The organism is Luteolibacter luteus (assembly GCF_012913485.1).
GTDB lineage: Bacteria > Verrucomicrobiota > Verrucomicrobiia > Verrucomicrobiales > Akkermansiaceae > Haloferula > Haloferula lutea.
The window spans coordinates 2,734,803-2,753,973 of the sequence record NZ_CP051774.1 but is presented as its reverse complement, the minus strand read 5'-3'; the positions used below and the strand labels follow the sequence as shown (position 1 = coordinate 2,753,973).

11 protein-coding genes are annotated in these 19,171 nt (G+C 60.6%); 5 read left to right on the top strand and 6 right to left on the bottom strand.

The annotated features are described in order from the left end of the window. Nucleotides 1-123: 123 nt before the first annotated feature. From HHL09_RS11530 to HHL09_RS11520, 3 genes are all read right to left on the bottom strand, one after another. Nucleotides 124-2,745, bottom strand: a complete 2,622-nt coding sequence (locus tag HHL09_RS11530; protein WP_169454788.1) for a glutaminase family protein — start codon at nucleotides 2,743-2,745, stop codon at nucleotides 124-126. Between the two features lie 173 nt (nucleotides 2,746-2,918). Beyond that, nucleotides 2,919-3,986, bottom strand: a complete 1,068-nt coding sequence (locus HHL09_RS11525) for an SAM-dependent methyltransferase (protein ID WP_169454787.1) — start codon at nucleotides 3,984-3,986, stop codon at nucleotides 2,919-2,921. A 42-nt stretch (nucleotides 3,987-4,028) separates the two neighbouring features. After that, nucleotides 4,029-4,259, bottom strand: a complete 231-nt coding sequence (locus HHL09_RS11520) for a ferredoxin (RefSeq protein WP_169454786.1) — start codon at nucleotides 4,257-4,259, stop codon at nucleotides 4,029-4,031. A gap of 69 nt (nucleotides 4,260-4,328) precedes the next feature. On the opposite strand from HHL09_RS11520, the gene HHL09_RS11515 reads away from it, so the two are divergent. Next, entirely contained in the window at nucleotides 4,329-5,237 is a 909-nt protein-coding gene (locus tag HHL09_RS11515) for a LysR family transcriptional regulator (RefSeq protein ID WP_169454785.1), read from the top strand. A 143-nt stretch (nucleotides 5,238-5,380) separates the two neighbouring features. Here the strand turns inward: HHL09_RS11515 and HHL09_RS11510 are convergent, their stop codons facing one another. Continuing rightward, a complete protein-coding gene (locus tag HHL09_RS11510) occupies nucleotides 5,381-7,048 on the bottom strand; it encodes an FG-GAP-like repeat-containing protein (RefSeq protein ID WP_169454784.1) in 1,668 nt (555 codons plus the stop codon). Nucleotides 7,049-7,289: 241 nt separating this feature from the next. Between HHL09_RS11510 and HHL09_RS11505 the strand changes: the two genes are divergently transcribed. Continuing rightward, nucleotides 7,290-7,697: an RNA recognition motif domain-containing protein gene (locus tag HHL09_RS11505; RefSeq protein WP_169454783.1), complete on the top strand. Its 408-nt coding sequence runs from the start codon at nucleotides 7,290-7,292 to the stop codon at nucleotides 7,695-7,697. An 11-nt stretch (nucleotides 7,698-7,708) separates the two neighbouring features. On the opposite strand, the gene HHL09_RS11500 is transcribed toward HHL09_RS11505, so the two are convergent. Then, entirely contained in the window at nucleotides 7,709-8,611 is a 903-nt protein-coding gene (locus HHL09_RS11500; protein WP_169454782.1) for a hypothetical protein, read from the bottom strand. Between the two features lie 132 nt (nucleotides 8,612-8,743). On the opposite strand from HHL09_RS11500, the gene HHL09_RS11495 reads away from it, so the two are divergent. Then, nucleotides 8,744-9,385, top strand: a complete 642-nt coding sequence (locus HHL09_RS11495) for a DNA-3-methyladenine glycosylase family protein (protein WP_240963772.1) — start codon at nucleotides 8,744-8,746, stop codon at nucleotides 9,383-9,385. Between the two features lie 8 nt (nucleotides 9,386-9,393). Here the strand turns inward: HHL09_RS11495 and HHL09_RS11490 are convergent, their stop codons facing one another. Continuing rightward, nucleotides 9,394-9,822, bottom strand: a complete 429-nt coding sequence (locus tag HHL09_RS11490; protein ID WP_169454781.1) for a SecDF P1 head subdomain-containing protein — start codon at nucleotides 9,820-9,822, stop codon at nucleotides 9,394-9,396. 216 nt (nucleotides 9,823-10,038) lie between these two features. Between HHL09_RS11490 and HHL09_RS11485 the strand changes: the two genes are divergently transcribed. After that, nucleotides 10,039-13,161, top strand: coding sequence for a DUF5060 domain-containing protein (locus tag HHL09_RS11485; RefSeq protein ID WP_205761034.1), 3,123 nt, complete (start codon nucleotides 10,039-10,041; stop codon nucleotides 13,159-13,161). 250 nt (nucleotides 13,162-13,411) lie between these two features. Then, nucleotides 13,412-19,033 (top strand): PKD domain-containing protein, encoded by a 5,622-nt coding sequence (locus HHL09_RS11480; RefSeq protein WP_169454779.1) that lies wholly within the window; start codon nucleotides 13,412-13,414, stop codon nucleotides 19,031-19,033. Nucleotides 19,034-19,171: the final 138 nt, after the last annotated feature.

Below are 19,171 nucleotides of genomic sequence, written 5' to 3'. Positions count from 1 at the left end.
TGGTGCCGGAGACAACCTCCTTCTGGGAGGGGACCTTGGAGATAGGGGCGATCCTGTCGTTCCAGCAAAAAGGCCCGGGGATCACTCCCCGGGCCTCTGCGATAATCTGCTGCCGAACCGGCTTTACTTCTTCTTCTCGCCGGGACGCACCTCGACGATGCCGAGGTCGATGTATTGCCCGCCGCTGGTCTGGTGGCAGTGCACGGCGATCACGTTCTTGCCGGGCTTCAGGGCGGCCTTGCCCTGCGCGGTCAGCGGCACGAGGCTGTAGTCCGTGACGAAGCCACCTGCGGAAGCGGCCTGCACCCCGTTGATGTAAACGTCGATGTCTTCATCGAAGTAAACATTCAGCGCGATGTTGTCCGGAATGCTCGCCGGCATTTCGATCTCGCGGCGGAGCCAGATGTCGGAGTTGGTCCAGCGGGTGCGAACCGCGGTGTTCGGAGCACCACCGCCACCGAAGCCCGCAGCGCCCTTCTTCCAACCGGAAGCATCGAAGTTGGCAGCGAACCATTCGCCTTGCGGGCGGTCCGTGGTGTATTGCCAGGTGATGCCTTCTTTCTCGCCGCCGTGCGGGACGATGGTCGTGAGCACCGGAGCCACGTAGTCAGGCATCGGAGCCCAGCCCTTGGCCTTGGTCTTGTCGCGGCCGGCATACTTCGACCACAGGTCCTTGTGGTAGAGAGCAGGCAGATAGACGCCACCGACCACCGGGCGGGCGGTGAAGCCTTCCTTCCTGGCGGTCACCGTGTCGTACCAGTCACCCATCGGCAGGCGGACCGGACCTTCGTTCACGTACTTGAAGATCGGTGCGACCAGAGCCTCGAAGTCCTCTCGGTTCTGCGTCAGCGAGGCCGTCCAGACGATCCAGTCGAGCTTGGTGTAGTCGCGGCGGTTATCCAGCGGCACACCGTAGGTCTTCTGCATCTTCTTGTAGTAGTCCATCTCGGTGCGGAGCACTTCATCCGGGAAGAGGCCGAGGCCGAGGATCTTGTCCCACACGAGGTTGTACTTCTGGCTCCAGGTGCCCGGACGGTCGAAGGCGAGGCGGTAGTGGTCGCCGTCCTTTGCTTCCTGCACCCAGCGCTGGGCGAATTCCTTGGCGAGCTTCGAGTATTCCTCCGCCTTCGCCTTGTCGCCGCGCATCTCGCAGAGCTGTCCGAAAGCGCCGAGACCGCAGATGGCCTTCGCGCTGAGGTTCACGTTGTGCGCCATGTGGCCGGCGAAGTCATCCGTGCAGAGTTGGTTGGCGGGATCGTAGCCTTCCTTCTTCAGGTATTCCGCCCACTGCTCGAGCTTCTCCCAGTAGAGACCGGCGTAGTCGGCATTTCCTTCCATCTTGGCGATGGCACCCATGAGGAGCAGGATGTTTCCGCTTTCCTCGACCGGCATCTGGTCCTTCTCGGTCTTCTCACCGCCGCCATAGACCTGGCCATTGGCAATCGGATAGGTGCCGAGATCATGCGGGGCGAAGGGGAACTTCCAGCGGTCGCTCTTCGCGTATTCCATGAAGGGCGCGAGGAAGGACTTTCCGACGCTCGGGCCGAAGAGCAGGAACTGTGGAGCCATCGGGTAGAAGACATCCGAAGTGGCGATGCAGCCGTTCGAGTGATTCTCCTTCGAGAATTGCAGCGGCTGGCCATTGTCATCCGCCACGAACTTGCCTGCGGCGAAACAGTGGCGGTAGGCCAGGGCGGAGATCTTGGCGTATTTCTCGCCGCCAAGCTTGCGAAGGTCGGCCATCAACTCTTCATCGAACTTGGCGCAGCGCTCCTGCAGCGAGGCGTATTCCTTCGCGGAAGCGGTCAGCAAGTCCTTGGCTTCCCAACCATCCTTGCGCCAGTAGGGGCGCAGGTTCTTGTGGTTGAACTGGATCGAGTAGATGTCGTCATAGGCGATCATCGCCCACTTCGACACCGATTCAGCACCCACTTGGAAAGGCTTCAGCTCGAGGCCTGCACCAGCGCTGTTGGCGTGGTCGGCTTGGCCGGAGGCACCCTTGCCACCGGAGATGCCCTTCATCGCGAAAGCCGTCGCGAGTTCCGCCGGGGCGGCGAAGCCGTAGCTGGCCGTGGCGTCCGCCGGAGCGGCCAGATAGAGGTAGCCCCAGTCGATGCGCTGGTCATCACCCTTCTTCTGGAGGACCGGTTGGTCCTTCGAGCCCAGGCTCACCACGGAGAGATCACCGAAGCTGGCGTCTTTCCACGTCACGTCCTGATCGGTGGAGTTCACCGTCAGCTCGCCGGAAGCGCCGAAGAAGACGGACACCTCGTGCTGCTTTCCGTCGGTAGCGCGGAAGTCATAGGTCAGGTAAGTGACCGGGCGGGAAAGCAGGCTGATGTCATCCGGCAGGGCAGGGGTGGTGAAGCTCAGGCTCAGAGCCACACCGGCACCTTCGAAGGTGTAGATCGTCCGGGTCGGAAGGACGGTCAGGCTCTTCTGCTCCAGAGCAGGAGCGGAGGCAGGCGAGGCACCCATCACGCGGAAGGCCTTGCCGTCCACCTTCACGAGGCTGGTCATCTGTTGCTGGCGACCGGTCCAGTGGGCGGTCTCGACACCATTCAGCGTGTCGCCCGGCGACCAGATGCTGAAGTAGGGATCGCAGGCGACCAGCGGGGTGGAGGGCGGGATCAGCTCGTTCTCGCCGGCCGGCGAGGGGCGGACTTGGCCGTGGGCCAAGGACAGCCCGAGGGCACCGGCTGCCAGCAGCGCGGTCTTCGGGGTCGAAGCGGGGTTGCGTTTCATTTCGGTTCTAACGGGTAGAGGGGAACGCCCGGAGGGGCCGGTCGATCACCATGGACTCCTCGCGGCAGTTTGTCGCCGCAAAAGCCTGTTGGAGCCCGGGTTCTTTCCGGGCGCGGCCCCCTTACGTCTTGAAACGCGTTCTTTCTGTCAAACCATATGCCCGCCATGCAGGATCACTTTTCCCGGCTAAGGAAAAGTGTCAGTTCATGACGGTTGTAGGTCAGGTGGGTGCACGCGATCACCCGCAGCCCGGAGGCCTCCGCGTAAGCTCTTGCTGCCCGGCAGAGCTCGATCAGTTCCTCCGGCGATTCCGTGCCGGCACCCTTCAGGGTGAAGACCACAAGTGAGCCTTTCTTCAAGTGGGCGGAGAGCCGGGCCACCTGGCGCAGCGAGCCCCGGGCATCCCCGTTCATGTCACTGAGCAGGGCGTCAAAGGTCTCCTGTTCCGAAGGGCGGAAGGCGTCCACGTCATTCCGCACGATGGCCAGCCCGGGCTTGATCTTCAGGCGGTCATCCATCGCCGCCTTGTCCACCGCGGTCACCCGGTAGCCGCGCGCGAGCAGTTCGGAGGTCATCCCGCCAGGGCTGGCGCCCAGCTCCAGCCAGTGAGCGCCGTCCTTTGGCACCGGCCGGTAGAGCTCGATGTAGTGCAGGGCCTCGGCAATCTTTGCTCCGGCGCGGCTGATGGTGGATTCGGTGTTCTGACTGATGAACTTGGTGCCACCCGGGTAGAAGCCGTTTGTCTCTCTTGGAGTGGCGAGCCCGCAGAAAAGCCCTTCTTTCCCGACGAGGCAGAAAAGCGTGGGCTGGTCCGGATCCTGATCTTCCACCTGCTTCACGGGAAAGGCGGGAAAGAGCTGGAGAGTCCGGCCACGGAGATTGGTGGCCAGGTGCTTGTAAAAGGGATGCGCCGCCGAAGTCTGCAGCGGGCCTGTGAAAAGGGCCTGCGCCTGTGAGTCCCCGAACTTCTTCAGGATCGCCTGAGCCGCCTTTTCCACGAAGCCCTCCATCTTCTGGGGATTGCAGGGCCAAGCGTGGTGGATCGGCAGCCGCCACTTCACAAAAGCCGCCCACTCCGAATCTTGGAGCGTCGCGGGATTTTCCAGCCGCACCATTTGGTAGTCGCTACCCAGCTTCTTCAGCGGGCTAGCTCCCAGCTTGCCGAGGATCTCTGGCGAGTGTTTTGCAAACACGTCCGGGATGCGGAGCAGGAAGGAATCGGCGGCAGGGATCTCAGGCACAGCGCCTTCCTGCGGTGAAACGACACCACGAACAATCCCGAATCATCCATCACAGCCGATCGAGTTGGTCGGGCAGCTATCGAGTGCCTCGCGGGCGAGTTCCAGTTCCGGCGGGCTGACGGGTTGATTCCAGACGTAGCTTTGGCCCTCCTCATCATCCCTACGGAAAAATGTCGGGGCGATTTCGCGGCAGAGATCACAGTCGATGCAGCTGATATCGTTGTAGAATCGTCCGGGGGCGTTGAGGCGCTGCTTTTCGGTTCGGTCGGCCATGGATGGGGAGTATCTCCGGTTCCGTCTTGCGTGAAATTCATTGGTGATATGGATTCATGCGCTAGAGGAATGAATCCAGACGCCCCACCTCCGATTGACCTACATGGCCTTCATCTGCTGAAGCTGGTCGCGGGGCGGGGCAGTGTGACCGCGGCGGCAAAAGCCGTCGGGCTCTCTCAGAGCGCGCTTACCCGCCAGATCCAGATTATTGAGGGGCGGCTCGGTGTCCGGATCTTCGAGCGGAGTACCCGCAAGCTGGCGCTCACTCCCGCCGGGGAGATTCTGCTCCGCGAAACGGAAGCCCTCTCCGGTATCCTTGATGGGGCGCTGAGGAGAATCCGCGAACAGTTTCTCGGCGAGACCAAGGAGATTCGGATCGGGATCTCGCGGAGCGTGACCTTGGCGCACCTTCCTGGCTTACTGTACGCACATTTGAGGAGGCATCCTGAGGTCCGCACCACCGTGAGCCATCTCGGCGGCTCCGCGTTGATGGAGGCCGTGGCTGCTTGTCAGCTGGATGTCGCGGTGCTTTGTCCCTCGGCTTCCCTGCCTGGTCTCGTCGAGGTCATCCATCGGATTCCCGATGACTTTGCGATCGTGGCTCCTCGCGCCATTGAAGTCCCCGCGGACACCAAGGACAGCCGCGTTTGGAAGAAGTGGGTGAGAGCCCAGAGCTGGATCGCTCCGCCGAGCCGCACGATCTCGCGGGCGATCATCGATCAGTGGTGGAGCGCCCAAGGACTTGAGCTGGGAGTGGCGATGGAAACCGATAGTTTCGACATGGCGGTCCATCTTGCCGCCTTGGGCATGGGTGTCGCATGTGTTCCGCGCCGTGCCCTTAGCACTTTTCCGCGGAAGCGGCAGCTTCAGAGGGTTCCTCTTCCTGTCCCGCTTCGGCGCGAACTCGCGGTGATCGCGCCCAAGCGCAGCACCACGCCGCTTCACGTGAAGCAGTTCATTGCCGACATCCTGTTCTAACAAAAAATTACCTCCCGAACCCGGCTCGAGGTCCTCAATGCAAGGAGCAGGGATCTCAGTGGTGTGACGAAAAAGAAACCGGCTAACCTTTCGGTTCGCCGGTTGGGTTCGGGGGGCTTGAGATCAATTCACCGCGAGCGGCATCAGCCCTTGTTTGGCTTACCGGGTTTTTCCGGTTTGCTTGGCTTCTGGGGCTTGCCGGGCTTTTCCGGTTTTTCGGGCTTCTGAGGTTTCTCAGGCTTTTGCGGTTTTTCCGGCTTCTCGGGTTTCTGAGGCTTCTCTGGCTTCTCCGGTTTGCCGGGTTTGGTCGGCTTGCCGATGTTCGAGTGGGCGGCACCGGTCTTCAGGGCCTTGGCTTCGTCGGCATTGATGGTGCCGTCGCGCAGCAGCCTTTTCACCAGCTTCACGGCGCTGGACACGAACTGTCCGTGATTTTTCCAACCGCTTTCCGGCTCGAGGGCGGCGAAGAGATCGGCGATCGAGCAGCCGTCCTCGTCCACGCGGTTTTCCACACCGGTATCCACGTCGCCGAAGATCACGGTCGGATCGAGAATCGAGTTCGGACAGTGGTCATCGATGTCCGGCACCCCGTCGCCATCGGTATCGACGGCCACGGTGAAGACATGGACCGCACCCCCGTTGAGCAGCGGCTCGCCGACGGCGAATCCCAGTCCCGGGATCACGGTGACCGCAGTTCCGAGGCCGCTTCCGGCGACGGTGGCCTCATAAATGGCAGGTTCCGGGGCCACGGGGGCCGGGACCACCATCACCTGCGCCAGCGGGCTGGCTCCCGGGAAGCCGACCAGCAGTTCGGTCGTGCCATTGAAGTCGATATCGATCGCACCGCCGGAAACCACCGGTTGTGCGGCGGTCGCGGTGGCCAAGGTGAGATCCGAGAGGGAAAGAAGGCCGCTACCGGAAAGAACGAAGGCCGACCCGCCTGAGCCGCTACCCACGACGAGGTCTGCCACGCCGTCGGCGTTGCGATCATCCACCGCGCCGATCGTCGTGCCAAGACGGGCACCAGCCACGGTACCGGCGAAGACCGCGGCTTCCGTTCCATCCGAGCTGCGGATCAACTGCACGGATCCATTTCCGGCGAGCTGGCCGGGGGAGCCCACCGCCACATCGAGGAGGCCGTCGGCATTCAGGTCTGCGACGCTGGCCAGCGAGGCACCGAATTCCCCGCCGGCTACCAGCGGTGTGAGTGAGCGGATCAGCGAGCCATCCGCTCCGGAGACGACCAGGACACTGCCGGTCAGGGCGGCAGCTCCTGGTGCGCCCACGAAGAGATCCGCCGTCCCATCGCCATTCTGATCTCCGGCATTAGCCAAGGCGGCACCGAAGGAAGAACCGGCCCCAGGCGAAGCAGCCGTGATGGTTTGGAGGACGGATCCGTCCGCGCCGGAGTAAATCCAAACAGCGCCGGCGCCACCGTTGGCACCCACCGCGATGTCGAGCGTACCGTCCCCGTTGGCATCCAGTGCTGCCAAGGACTTGCCGAAGGCTTGGCCTGCGGCAGGCGTGCCGGTGAGCTCAAAAAGGATCGAACCGTCTCCTCCGCTAATGACGAGGACTTGGCCGGAGTCGGCGAGAGCCCCGGAATCGTAGCCGGGATCTCCCGCGGCGAAGTCCGGAATGCCATCGGCATCCAGATCGCTCAAGGCGACCAGTGAGGAGCCGAGCAGTCCGTTGCCTTCTGCAGCGGAAACGGTGTAGCGGAGCGGAGCCCCCAGCACGGGTCCGGCGAGCGCGGTGGCGCCCGCCAGAGCGGCGAGGTTCCTTACGGGATGGGTGAACAGCGACTTCATTTTATTGGTCAGTTTTGGTCGTAAGGGGGGAGTTTCCCTCTTCAGCCGACAGCAGCTGACCGCCAAACGAGAGCTTAACGGTTAATTTGCCTTAGACTTCGGGACATCTACTCGACGGGCCGGCCCGTCATCCGGTTACAGAAAAGCTACCCGGTCGCTCGCCCGAGCAGGCCCGGAGTCGAAATCGGTGCTCGTTTGCCGCCTGATACCCGGCTACAGTCGCCGCTCCGAACGCCATCCCATGATCATCCTGGTCCGAAACATCGATCGCTCCATCCCCGAAGAAGAAGTTCGCAAGCTTCTGGAAGCTCACGGCAAGGTCCGGACCTTCGATCTGGTGATGGACAAGGAAACCGGTCAATCCAAGGGCTTCGGCTTTGCCGACATGGCGGATCTCGATCAGGCGGCGAAGGCGATCAAGGCACTTGATGGCTTCCAACTCGGCACCCTCAAGCTCCGGGTGAAACGCGCTGCAACCTCTTCGTTGCTGAAGCCTGACCAACCCCGGCCGAAAGTGCAGGCGAAGAAGGAGTTCTTCGCGCGGAAGAAAGGTCGGCCCGGCAGCGGCCCCGCAGGTTCGGGGAAGCCTTTCGCCGCCAAGAAAAAGCCCGGCCAAGGTCGGCCGGGCTCAAGGGACGCAGGGCGATGAGAATGGTCGCTTTATTTGAGCGTACTCTTCGTTGTCATGGTCATCGGGCCCTTGGCGGTCATTTGGACCTGTGATGCCGGAGAACCTTCGATCAAAACCGAGCTATCAATCTTTGAGTCACCGTCGATGAGGTCGGCGAGGGAGCGGTTTGCCAGGGCTTCACCCTTCAGTGTCATGGTCATGCCGGGCTCTCCGCCGTTGGAGGACGTCTTCCCGGTAACGTCGAATACGGTTTTGATGACCGCGCAGGACACTCCTTGCACGTCCTTCACCTCCACGAACTCGACGTCGAAGGTGCCGCTCAGGCCCTCGGCCTCGCCGAAAGTGCCGAGCGATTTTGGATCAACGCTCCATTTGTCCCCGGGCTTGCGCGGCTTGTCCCCGAAGATGATGAAGTCATCGTTCTTGGTCATTTCCTTGGCTACCTTGTCGAGAGCCGTGGTCTGATCCGGCGTGGCGGTGCCGGACTCGAGGGCCGCGGTCCATGTGCCCTCCTTTTTCTCGATGATTACTGGCAGGCCAACCAAGGGATCGGCCGGTGCGGGCGTGGGCTGTTCCTGGCCGTTCATCACCATCTTGCCGTCATTCGTGTTGCTTACGAGGGTGCGGCGGATCTTGGTCGCGCCAAGCGCTTCGAAGGTCTCCACCTTCGTGTCCTTGCGGGACATCGTGCCATTCATCTTTTGGCCCGCGGCTTCGATATCGAGCACCGCATCCTTCATCTCCATCGTGGATTCCTTGGTGAGCACCTTCCCCACGGGAGGTAGCGCTTCCTTCTTGGCGAGGACATGACCGTCGGCCTTCGCGACCGCGGCTCCTCCCGAGGCAGGCCCTCCGGCTGCACCGGTCTTCTCCTTGCAGGAGATGACAAGCAGGCCGGCCGCTAACAATATTCCGACGGTAAGTGGTTTCATGTTCTACAGATATAGCCTCCGTGCTTCTTCGAAGGAAAGAACATTGTCTGCCCTTCCGATGCCCCGGATTTGACGAAAATCACGAAATCCCGTGAGCTGGTCCCGTCATCGGAAAGAACCTGCCAAGAAGCCATGCCGCCCTCTCCCCATGCCAAGGCCACCATGCATCTCGGGAAATCCTGCCCTTCCATGAGGGCGCTGATCGCCCGTGTCGGTCCCTGCACGATGGAGATCGAGGCTTCCCGCACGCCCTTCCAGTCTCTCGTGAATGCGGTCGCGCACCAGCAGTTGCATGGCAAGGCAGCGCAGACCATTCTCGGTCGCTTCCGCATGCTTTTCCCCGGCGGACGTTTTCCCGGACCGAAGGCACTTGCCAGCGTGACCGACGAACAGTTGCGTGGCGTCGGCTTCTCACGGGCCAAGACGGCTGCTCTCCGGGACATCGCGGAGAAGACGCTCTCCGGGGTCGTTCCGGGATCGAAGGCGATCACGAGCTTGTCAGACGAAGAAATCATTGCCCGCCTGACCCAAGTGCGCGGCGTGGGAAAGTGGACGGTCGAGATGCTTCTCATCTTCACCTTGGGTCGTCCCGATGTCTGGCCGGTGGATGACTTCGGAGTCCGTACCGGTTGGAAACTCACTTACGGCTTGGATGCGATGCCATCGCCGAAGGAACTGCAGTCACTGGGTGAACGGTTCCGCCCGCATCGCTCGATCGCGGCGTGGTACTTCTGGCGTGCCACGGATACGAACCGTTCGCCGGAAGCGAGCTGAGCAAGGCCTTACTTCTTCTTCAGGAGTTCCCTGGTGATCTGTTCCGTCTCCTCACGATCCTTGCAGGAGATGCGGAACCGCTTGCCCAAAGGGACCGATCTTAGGATCGGAGCCGTCAGGGGTTTTCCATCGATGAGGATCACGATCCTCGAATGGTCCGGAACGAGATTCTTCGTCGCCTCGGCGAGCCGTTTGGCACCTTCTTCATTCAAGGTGATTTCGATTCCCGGATGATCCGGATCTTCCTCCACGATCTTGGCTGTTTCGATGTGAGCCTGGGAGACAATCATCTCTTTCGAAAGGCCCAGCTCTTCACCGGACCTTGGCATCGTCACCGTCTTCACGGCCTTTGCGGGATCCACGACCTCCCGCAGTTCGAAGTATTCCGCATTCGCGAGGAAAGGAAGCAGCAGGAACATGGTGGCGAGGGTCTTCACAAGTTGCAGATAGGCCCGAATCGATTTGATCGAGCCAGTGCAAAATGAGCGAGTTGAACGATTGACCCGCAGCAAGGTCCAAGGAACTACGTCTTCGAGTCTTCGCCCCGTGCCGCGGTTTCTGCAAAAGAGTCACCTTTCCGGCACGATTTCCGCAGCCATTTCGCTGCCTCCTCACGTCCCCCCGAAGGAATGCTACCCTCCGGACGATCCAGAGTGCCGGGGCTTCGTGCTCCGCGCCTGCAACTGACATCGTGGCTTGTCTCCGCGGTGGCATCCGCTTGCTTCGCCGCGACGGCTGGAGCCCAGCAACAAGCGGTCCCGGTTCTGAGCGGCGAGCTGAGGATGTGGCACAAGCTGACCTTGGATTTCGCCGGCCCTTGGAGCAGCGAGACAGCGGATCCAAATCCCTTCACTGCCTACCGGCTGGATGTGACCTTCATCCACTCCGCTACTGGACGAAGGTTTTCCGTGCCCGGATACTATGCGGCGGATGGAAACGCGGCGAATACGTCTGCGGATTCCGGGAATGTCTGGCGCGCTCATTTCGCGCCGGATGCCGCGGGGGTGTGGACCTATATCGTGTCCTTCCGGTCCGGTCCGAATGTCGCGATGGAGCCAGACCGGATGGCGGGTCAAAGCGCGGGCTTCTGCGATGGCGAAAGCGGCAGCTTCGCCATCATGCCCACGGACAAGACGGGTCGCGACATGCGGGCGAAGGGCCGTCTCGACTACACCGGCATCCATCACCTGCGATTCGCCGGCACCGGGGAATACTTCATGAAGGCAGGCACGGATTCTCCGGAGAACCTGCTTGCCTACGCGGACTTCGACGGACCCTTCAAGGATGACGACGAAAAGGATGAACTGGTGAAGACCTGGCAGCCACATGTGGCGGATTGGCAGGAAGGCGATCCCTCTTGGCAGAATGGAAAAGGAAAGGGCCTCATCGGGGCGATCAACTACCTCGCTTCGGAAGGGCTCAATTGCTTTTCCTTTCTCACCATGAACGTGGAGGGGGATGACAGGAACGTCTTCCCTTACCTCAACTATGGTGAACGCCTCCGCATGGATGTTTCCCGGCTCGACCAGTGGGAGATCGTCTTCGAGCACAGTACGAACAAGGGCATGTTCCTGCACTTCAAGACGCAGGAGACCGAGAACGAACGGATGCTGGACAACGGAAACACCGGCAACCAGCGGCGCCTTTATTATCGCGAGCTGATAGCCCGCTTCAGCCATCACCTCGCCATGCAGTGGAATCTTGGCGAGGAGATCAATGATGCATCGCTGGAACAAAAGGCATCTTGGGCGCGGTTCTTCCACGACAACGATCCCTATCGTCATCCGATCGTGATCCACAATGGTGCCAATCACTTCGAAATGATGGGCGAGGCTTCTCTCCTCACCGGCTTCTCGCTGCAACTGAATGAATCCAACTTCGGTGACACCTTCCTTCAGACGCTCCGCTACGTGAAGCGCTCTGCGGACTTCAATCGTCCTTGGGTCATCGGGACCGATGAACCGGGAGACTCACGCTCCGGCGTGCGCCCGGATGATGATCCCGGAAACAGCCATCGCGACGCGCGGAAGGATGCGTTGTGGGCGAACGTGATGGCAGGCGGGGGCGGTTGTGAATTCTACTTCGGCTATGAGCGGCCGGAGGGAGACCTCACCTTGCAGAACTTCCGTAGCCGGGATGCCTTCTGGGACTACCTGCGTCACATGCTGGTGTTCTTTGCGGAGAATCCTTTCCCCTTCGAACAGATGGGAAACCATAATGAGTTGGTAAGCGGCCATGGCGAGAATGCGAACCGCTGCCTAGCGAGAATCGGGGATACCTATCTCGTGCAGCTTCGTTCGGGTGGCCTCCATACGCTCGATCTTACCGGCGTCGCCGGACGCTTCGCGGTGGAGTGGTTCAATCCACGGGCCGGCGGTCCTCTGACGAATGGGGGTAGTATCGAGGGCGGTGACATCGTGAGCTTGGGCGCACCTCCGGATACACCCGGTGAAGATTGGATCGTGCTCGTACGGAATCCCGAGGGTGGAAGCGCTACCAACCGCGCGCCGAATGCAGACGCGGGGCCCGACAAATCCGCGTTCATGGGTGATCATCCGGTATCACTCACGCTGCATGGCACAGCCAGTGATGATGGCCTTCCGGGCGCCTTCGCGCTGAGCCGCGCATGGTCGGTGGTTTCAGGGCCGGCGCCGGTGAGCTTCTCCAGCGCGCAAACAGCCATCACCATCGCCACTTTCAACGCGCCGGGACGCTATGTGCTCGGCTTCACCGTCACCGATACGGAGTTCACCGCCTATGATGAAGTGAAGGTCTACATCGAAGTCCCGCAGACCGGACTCCAATCGTTGTTGCCGGCAAACGATTCTTTCCTGGAAGACGGCACGAATGAGAACGGCGAGCATCTGGGAGTCCAGGCAATGAACCCGAGGAGGATCGCCTATCTCCAGTTCGACCTCACGGGACTTAGCGCGCTGCCGAGCCATGCCAAACTGCGTCTGACGGAAGCCGGCCAGCCTGCGGATATGGAGATCACGCTCCGACTTTATGGCGCGACCGGGGATGACTGGTCCGAGGCCTCCCTGGATGGAACCAATGCCCCGTTAAAAAAAGATTTCCTCGGCAGCTTCAAGGGTAGGGTTCCGAAGGGCTCACCGCTCGAGTTTGATCTTGGCAGCTATTTCACGGAACGCAGGCGCCATACCCTGATCCTCGAATCCGAAACGCTTGCGGGAGCTGTGTCCTTCGCCTCCAAGGAGCATCCCTTGGCTAGCGCGCGTCCCGTACTTTTCATCACCCTGCCCCCGAACACCGCCCCACAATTTCGCGGCTTCTCCTTCACCACTTCGGAAGACCTCCCCGTGACGCTTTCGCATCGCGAGATTCTGGCTGGAGCCACCGATGCCGAGGGCGATCCGCTCCTTTTGTTGATCGAGGACGGCTCCACTTCCGCAGGCGGCCAGATCATCTCGGCTGAGGGGAGTTTTACCTACACGCCTTCGATCGATTATCTTGGGCCTGACTCCTTTCTCCTCACCGTGCAGGATATCCGTGGTGCCTCTGCATCCGCCATCCTTCATATTACCGTAATCGCCGACGGCCTTTCGGGTGTCGTTCCCTTTGTCGAGAAAAGACCCGACGGTACCTTTGTCCAATTTAACGGACATGCAGGGTTTGGTTATTTCCTTCAAAGATCCGGCGATCTTGTGAATTGGACAACCCTTACTCCCATGATGAGAACAACGGAGGGGCGGGTGGAGTATATGGATCGGCAAGCTCCCGGGAGGCGGTCTTTTTACCGTGTGTCGGACCGCTGATTTATAGTGGCTTGTGGGCTTGGGCTACGAGAATTCACCCGCTTTCGCCACGGCTTTGTTAGTCTTTTTTCCTCGCGGATGATCGGGGCCGGCTTTAGATAGTCGCCCTTACTTTGCACCCTCTCTGTCTCCGGCATCCCCCGTCGTAGGCCGCAAAGATACCGGAACCGCCCCTCGGATCGATCGGGGCTCATTCGCATCTATTCATTTAGATAATCTATATCTTCTAATAAAACCGATCTTACGGCTCATGTCGCCAATCAGAGCTTTTCTCATCCATGCCGCAGCGCTCGGCTCCTTCGCTTCAGCCGCGCCGGTAGGAGTCAATGACGTATATCAGGAGTGCGGCGGGATTCTTGTGATGGAAGCCGAGAGGTCCCCTTCCTCGCTGGGGAGCGGAGCCAACCGCTGGGAGCTCTACACGCCGGGTCAGAGCAACTATGTCGATGGCGCAGCACAGGAAGCTCATCTGGAATTCCAAGGCAACTCGTCGAACGGCGACACGCCGCAGACGCCACTGACGTACCGTTTCAAGATTAACGAGAGCGGCTACTACCACCTCCATCTCCGTGCACGCCAGCGTCTGGCAGGTGCTGCGGCGGACAAGAACAACGACTGCTGGGTGAAGGTCAACGGCGTGAATGGCGCCACCTTTGGAGCCGGACCAAATGCAGGCGGGCAACACATGGACGATGCACCCGTCAGCCTGCTCACCACTTACACGAAGATGTACGTCAGCTCTCCGGTGACCTGGGGATGGGCGAATCTTCTGGATGCCGGAGGCTCCTCGAACAAGCGCTGGCCCGTTTACTACTTCAATGCGGGCTCCACCTACGTTCTCACGATCGCGGGGCGTTCGATCAATTTCAACTACGACCGTATCCTCTTCCGCAAGTCCACCATTGTGGATACCAGCGCGAAATCCACGGCGATCCCCGAGTCCGCGCTGAATGCGACATCTTCCGCCACACCCGCGATCTCGGGGGTGACCTTGGTCAATGCCGATACGGATCGCGATCTCGGGCCGCTCACCCATGGTGCGAAGATCAATCTGGCGACCTTCGGTCCGAACCTGAATCTGCGAGCGGACAGTTCGCCTCCCGTGCTCGGTTCGGTTCGCTTCACGCTGGATGGCAATGCTGATTACAGACTGGAAAGCCTGGCACCCTATACTATCGGCGGAGACAATATCTGGGACGACTACCTGCCGTGGACTCCTACGGTGGGAAATCACACGCTCACCGTGACGGCATACTCCGCGGCCAATGGCGGCGGAACCGCGGGAACTCCCGTGACCTTCAATTTTTCGGTGATCAATGAAATCCCCCCGGGCTCACCGGTGGCAAATGCGGGTTCAGACAGGGCAGTAGTGCTCCCAACCACATCAGTAGCCTTGAGTGGATCGGGAAGCGATAGCGGAGGATCGATTGCCAGCTACAAGTGGCAGCAGGTAGGCGGCCCTGCCATTGCGACCCTTGCCGCAGCAGATACCGTGGCTCCCACGGTTTCCGATCTCGCTCACGGCACTTATAAATTCCGCCTCACCGTGACTGACAACAGCGGGTTGACCTCTTTCGACGATGCGGTTGTCACGGTGACCGCGCCGGCTGGGGCGCCGGTAGCGAATGCCGGCGTGGACAAGGCGGTTGCCCTGCCTGCTTCGTCAGTCACTCTCAATGGCACCGGCACCGACCCTGCCAATCAAATCTATGCCTACCTGTGGACGCAGGTTTCCGGTCCCAGCAATGCGACGCGCTCCGGCGAGAGTTCGCTGAATCTTACCGCGTCGAATCTCATCGCGGGTACCTACGTGTTCCGCCTCAGGATCTATAGCGAGACCGGCTTGATCGGTGCCGATGATGCGACGGTAACTGTTTCCGCCGCCACCGGCGTACCGGTGGCAAATGCAGGAGCGGATGCGTCGATCACGCTGCCGGTTTCTTCCTTGACGATCAACGGATCCGGCACCGATCCGGGCGGATCCATCAGTGCTTATTCCTGGAGCCAGATTTCCGGTCCTGGAACCGCGAGTCTTTCCGGTGCCAATACCGCGAGCCTCACCGCATCTTCCCTCATCCAGGGAAGCTACGTGTTTCGCCTCACTGTTACGGACAACAACGGCCTAACAGGAAGCGATGATGTGAACGTGACGGTGAATCCGACATCCGGTGGCAGCGGCCAGTCGGTCACGCGACTGGTGCTGGTCAATGCGGATACGGATCAGGACATCGGCGACATCGTTGGCGGTAGCACGATCGACCTTGCCGCGACGCCGCGTCTTAGCGTGCGTGCGGAAACCTCGCCGATGCCAGTGGGTTCGGTGCGCTTTTCTTTCGATGACAATGTGAACCTCCGGACCGAAAGCGGTCCACCTTACACGATCAATGGCGATACCGGTGGCGTGGACTACACCGCTTGGGTGCCTCCGCTTGGAACGCATACCCTTGCCGTCACGCCTTTTACCCAATCTGGGGCCACTGGTACGGCAGGCAGTCCGATGAGTGTCGTTTTCACGGTGATCGACAGCTCGCTGACCGGAGATCCGCAGGCCAATGCGGGCACGGACAAGAGCATCGTGCTCCCCACATCGTCGGTCACCCTGAATGGGAGCTCGATCGATAGCGACGGCTCAATCACCGCTCAGCTCTGGACTCAAGTCTCCGGTCCTGCCGCGGCCTCACTGGCCGGCGCGACAACGGCGAACCTCACCGCCTCCGGCTTGCAGCAGGGCAGCTACGTCTTCCGCTATACCGTCACCGACAACAGCGGGAAGACCGACAGCGACGAGGTATCGGTCTTCGTGCTGCCTGCCAGCGTCGGATCTGCCTTGATCAGCGGTGAACTGAAGAAGTGGCATAAGGTCACGCTCGACTTCGCGGGACCGAATACCAGCGAATCCGCGACGCCGAATCCTTTCACGGACTACCGTCTGAATGTCACCTTCACCCACCTTGGCAGCGGCAAGTCCTATGTGGTTCCTGGCTACTATGCCGCAGATGGAAATGCGGCGAATAGCTCCGCGACTTCCGGGAATGTCTGGCGCGTTCATTTCTCCCCGGATGAAACCGGAGCGTGGAGCTACACCGCGTCCTTCCGCAGTGGCTCGAATGTCGCGACGAATGCCAGCCCCACTGCTGGCAATGCCGCCGGGTTCTTCGATGGCGACAGCGGCAACTTCAGCATTGCCCCGACCGACAAGAGCGGCCGTGACCTCCGTGGCAAGGGCCGCCTGCAATACGTCGGAAAGCATCACCTGCGCTTTGCCGAAACCGGCGAGTATTTCATGAAAGCCGGCGTCGATGCGCCCGAGAACCTGCTCGCCTATGCGGACTTCGACGGTGATTTCAAGACGGACGGCCAAGGCGACAATTACATCAAGGACTGGGCTCCCCATGCGGGTGATTGGCAGGTGGGGGACCCGAGCTGGGGGAACGGCAAGGGCAAGGGGTTGATCGGTGCGATCAACTATCTCGCTTCCGAAGGATTGAATGCCTTTTCCTTCCTCACCTTGAACATCGCCGGGGATGACAAGAACGTCTTTCCCTATACGACCTACAACGAGCGCACCCGCCTGGATGTTTCGAAGCTCGATCAATGGGGGATTGTCTTCGAATACGGCACGAAGAAGGGGATGTATCTCCACTTCAAGACCCAGGAGACCGAGAATGAACTGATGCTTGATGGTGGCGATACGGGCAATCAGCGGAAGCTCTACTACCGGGAGCTTATCGCGCGTTTCGGTTGCAATCTCGCTCTGAACTGGAACCTCGGCGAGGAAATCAACAGCGCCTCGCTTTCTCAGAAACAATCCTGGGCGCAGTATTTCTACGACAGCGATCCCTATCATCATCCCATCGTCATCCACAATGGCGCGAATCACTACAACATGCTGGGCAGCGCCTCGAAGCTCACCGGTTTCTCGCTGCAGTTGAACGCGCCGGACTTCACCGACATGTTCGTGATGACAAAGGACTACCTCGACCGCTCCGAAGACGCGGATCGTCCCTGGGTGGTGGCCTGCGATGAGCCGGGTGACGCGGCCTATTCCCTACGTCCCGACAGCGATCCCGGAACCAGCCACGTCGATGCGCGCAAGAACGCATTGTGGGGCAATATCATGGCAGGGGGGGCGGGTTGCGAATTCTACTTCGGCTACCTGATGGCACACTCGGATCTCACCTGTAATGATTTCCGGAGCCGGGATAGTTTCTGGGATGTCTGCCGCCATGCGCTGGAGTTCCTGAAGTCGAATGCCGTGCCCTTTGAGCAGATGAAGAACCAGAACGCGCTGGTGAGCGGGAATGGTGCCAATGCCAACCGCTGTCTCGCGAAGACCGGTGATGCCTATCTGGTCCAGCTTCATGCGGGCGGCTCCGCCACTCTGAACCTTTCCGCGGCCAGTGGTAGCTTCACCACGCGCTGGTTCAACCCGCGCACGGGTGCGGTGACCGGCGGTAGCAATCTAACGGGCGGCAGCACGGTGAGCCTCGGCAGCCCGCCGGGCGAAACCACTCAAGACTGGATCGTGCTCGTTCGGTCCACAAATGGTGGCGGAGGAACGAATACGGCACCGATCGCAAGTGCCGGTGCGGACAAGTCGGCCTTCTTCAGCGGAACCCCCGTGAATGTCAGCCTTACCGGCACCGTGACGGACGACGGCCTTCCCGCAGGACTGGCGCTCACGCGCAGCTGGTCCGTGGTCTCGGGGCCCGCAGGGGTCCTTCTTGCCAATGCGAACACCGCCACGGTGACGGCGACTTTTCCCGCCTTGGGAACCTACGTGCTGCGCTTCACGGCTTCCGATACCGAACTAAGTTCCTCCGATGAAGTGATGGTAACGATCCAAGCTCCCGGAGGATCCAGCGAGCATAGCTTCGGCGTGCTTCATGACGCCTATCTGGAGAACGGCAGCAACAACAACCTCACCCAGCTCCGGGTCGAGAAATCCTCCACCCGCACGCGCACGGCATACCTCCAGTTTGACCTCGGGAGCGCGGCCCCGATTTCCGGCTTCTCGGCCACGCCGGGATCCGCCGTGATCCGCTTGGCAGAGGGCGACGATACTTCGTCTGGAACCATGACCCTCCGGCTCTATGCCGCGGCTTCCAATGACTGGACCGAGTCTAACATCACGGGCTCGAATGCTCCTGCGAAGGGTGCCCAGCTCGGTGTCTTCACGGGCGACGTCACGGATGGCCAAGTCATCGAATTCGACGTGGGAACGCACATTGGTACAGCGGGGAAATACAGTTTTATCCTGGAAGCGGACAGTTCCACGCGGGATGTCTCCTTCGCCTCGAAGGAGAACGCCACGCCCTCGCTTCGCCCTTCGCTGGTGCTCAGTAACGGCTCGAACGCGCCTCCTTCTTTCGCAGGATACTCGGAGAGCATCCCGGTCAATTCACAGATCCTCATCCCTTATTCGCTCATCCTGGCAGGTGCCTCCGACCCGGATGGCGATGCGGTGAGTTTGGTCGTTGCGAGCGATAGTTCCGAGGCTGGCGGCTACGTGACCATGGGAACGGATAGCCTGAGCTATCGTCCTCCGCCGGATTTTACCGGCACCGATGGATTTCTGCTCACGGTGCAGGACGGGCGTGGCGGATTTACCAGCGCATTGCTTTCACTGACCGTGACTCCGGAAGATGGTATCGGCGGCGCCCCGCCGCCGGTCCTCGACAAGATAGGGCCCAGCCAGATGCGGGTTCGTTTCCATGGGGTTCCGGGCGCGACTTATCGCTTCCAGCGGAGCACCAATTTCTCCACATGGACCACCCTCTACACGGTGACGGCAGGGGAAGAGGGGATGGTGGAATACACGGATGGCGCTTCCCCTGTAGGAAGGGCTTTCTATCGAGTCCAATCGCCCTGATTGTTAAGATAAGTTATTTGTCGGCGCTCTCTAAGAGGGCGCCGATTTTCGTTAAGGGCATAAGCTCTTATGCCGGTGTAGGTATATTTATTTGTTGAAGTATTTTTAAAAAAGACCTAGGAAATACCCTGCTCCCCG

Bases quoted from the DNA above. Each gene is read 5' to 3' on its own strand.
- HHL09_RS11500 (WP_169454782.1), bottom strand. From the start codon at position 8,611: ATGAAACCACTTACCGTCGGAATATTGTTAGCGGCCGGCCTGCTTGTC.
- HHL09_RS11480 (WP_169454779.1), top strand. From the start codon at position 13,412: ATGTCGCCAATCAGAGCTTTTCTCATCCATGCCGCAGCGCTCGGCTCC.
- HHL09_RS11520 (WP_169454786.1), bottom strand. From the start codon at position 4,259: ATGGCCGACCGAACCGAAAAGCAGCGCCTCAACGCCCCCGGACGATTC.
- HHL09_RS11515 (WP_169454785.1), top strand. From the start codon at position 4,329: ATGAATCCAGACGCCCCACCTCCGATTGACCTACATGGCCTTCATCTG.
- HHL09_RS11505 (WP_169454783.1), top strand. From the start codon at position 7,290: ATGATCATCCTGGTCCGAAACATCGATCGCTCCATCCCCGAAGAAGAA.
- HHL09_RS11510 (WP_169454784.1), bottom strand. From the start codon at position 7,048: ATGAAGTCGCTGTTCACCCATCCCGTAAGGAACCTCGCCGCTCTGGCG.
- HHL09_RS11495 (WP_240963772.1), top strand. From the start codon at position 8,744: ATGCCGCCCTCTCCCCATGCCAAGGCCACCATGCATCTCGGGAAATCC.
- HHL09_RS11530 (WP_169454788.1), bottom strand. From the start codon at position 2,745: ATGAAACGCAACCCCGCTTCGACCCCGAAGACCGCGCTGCTGGCAGCC.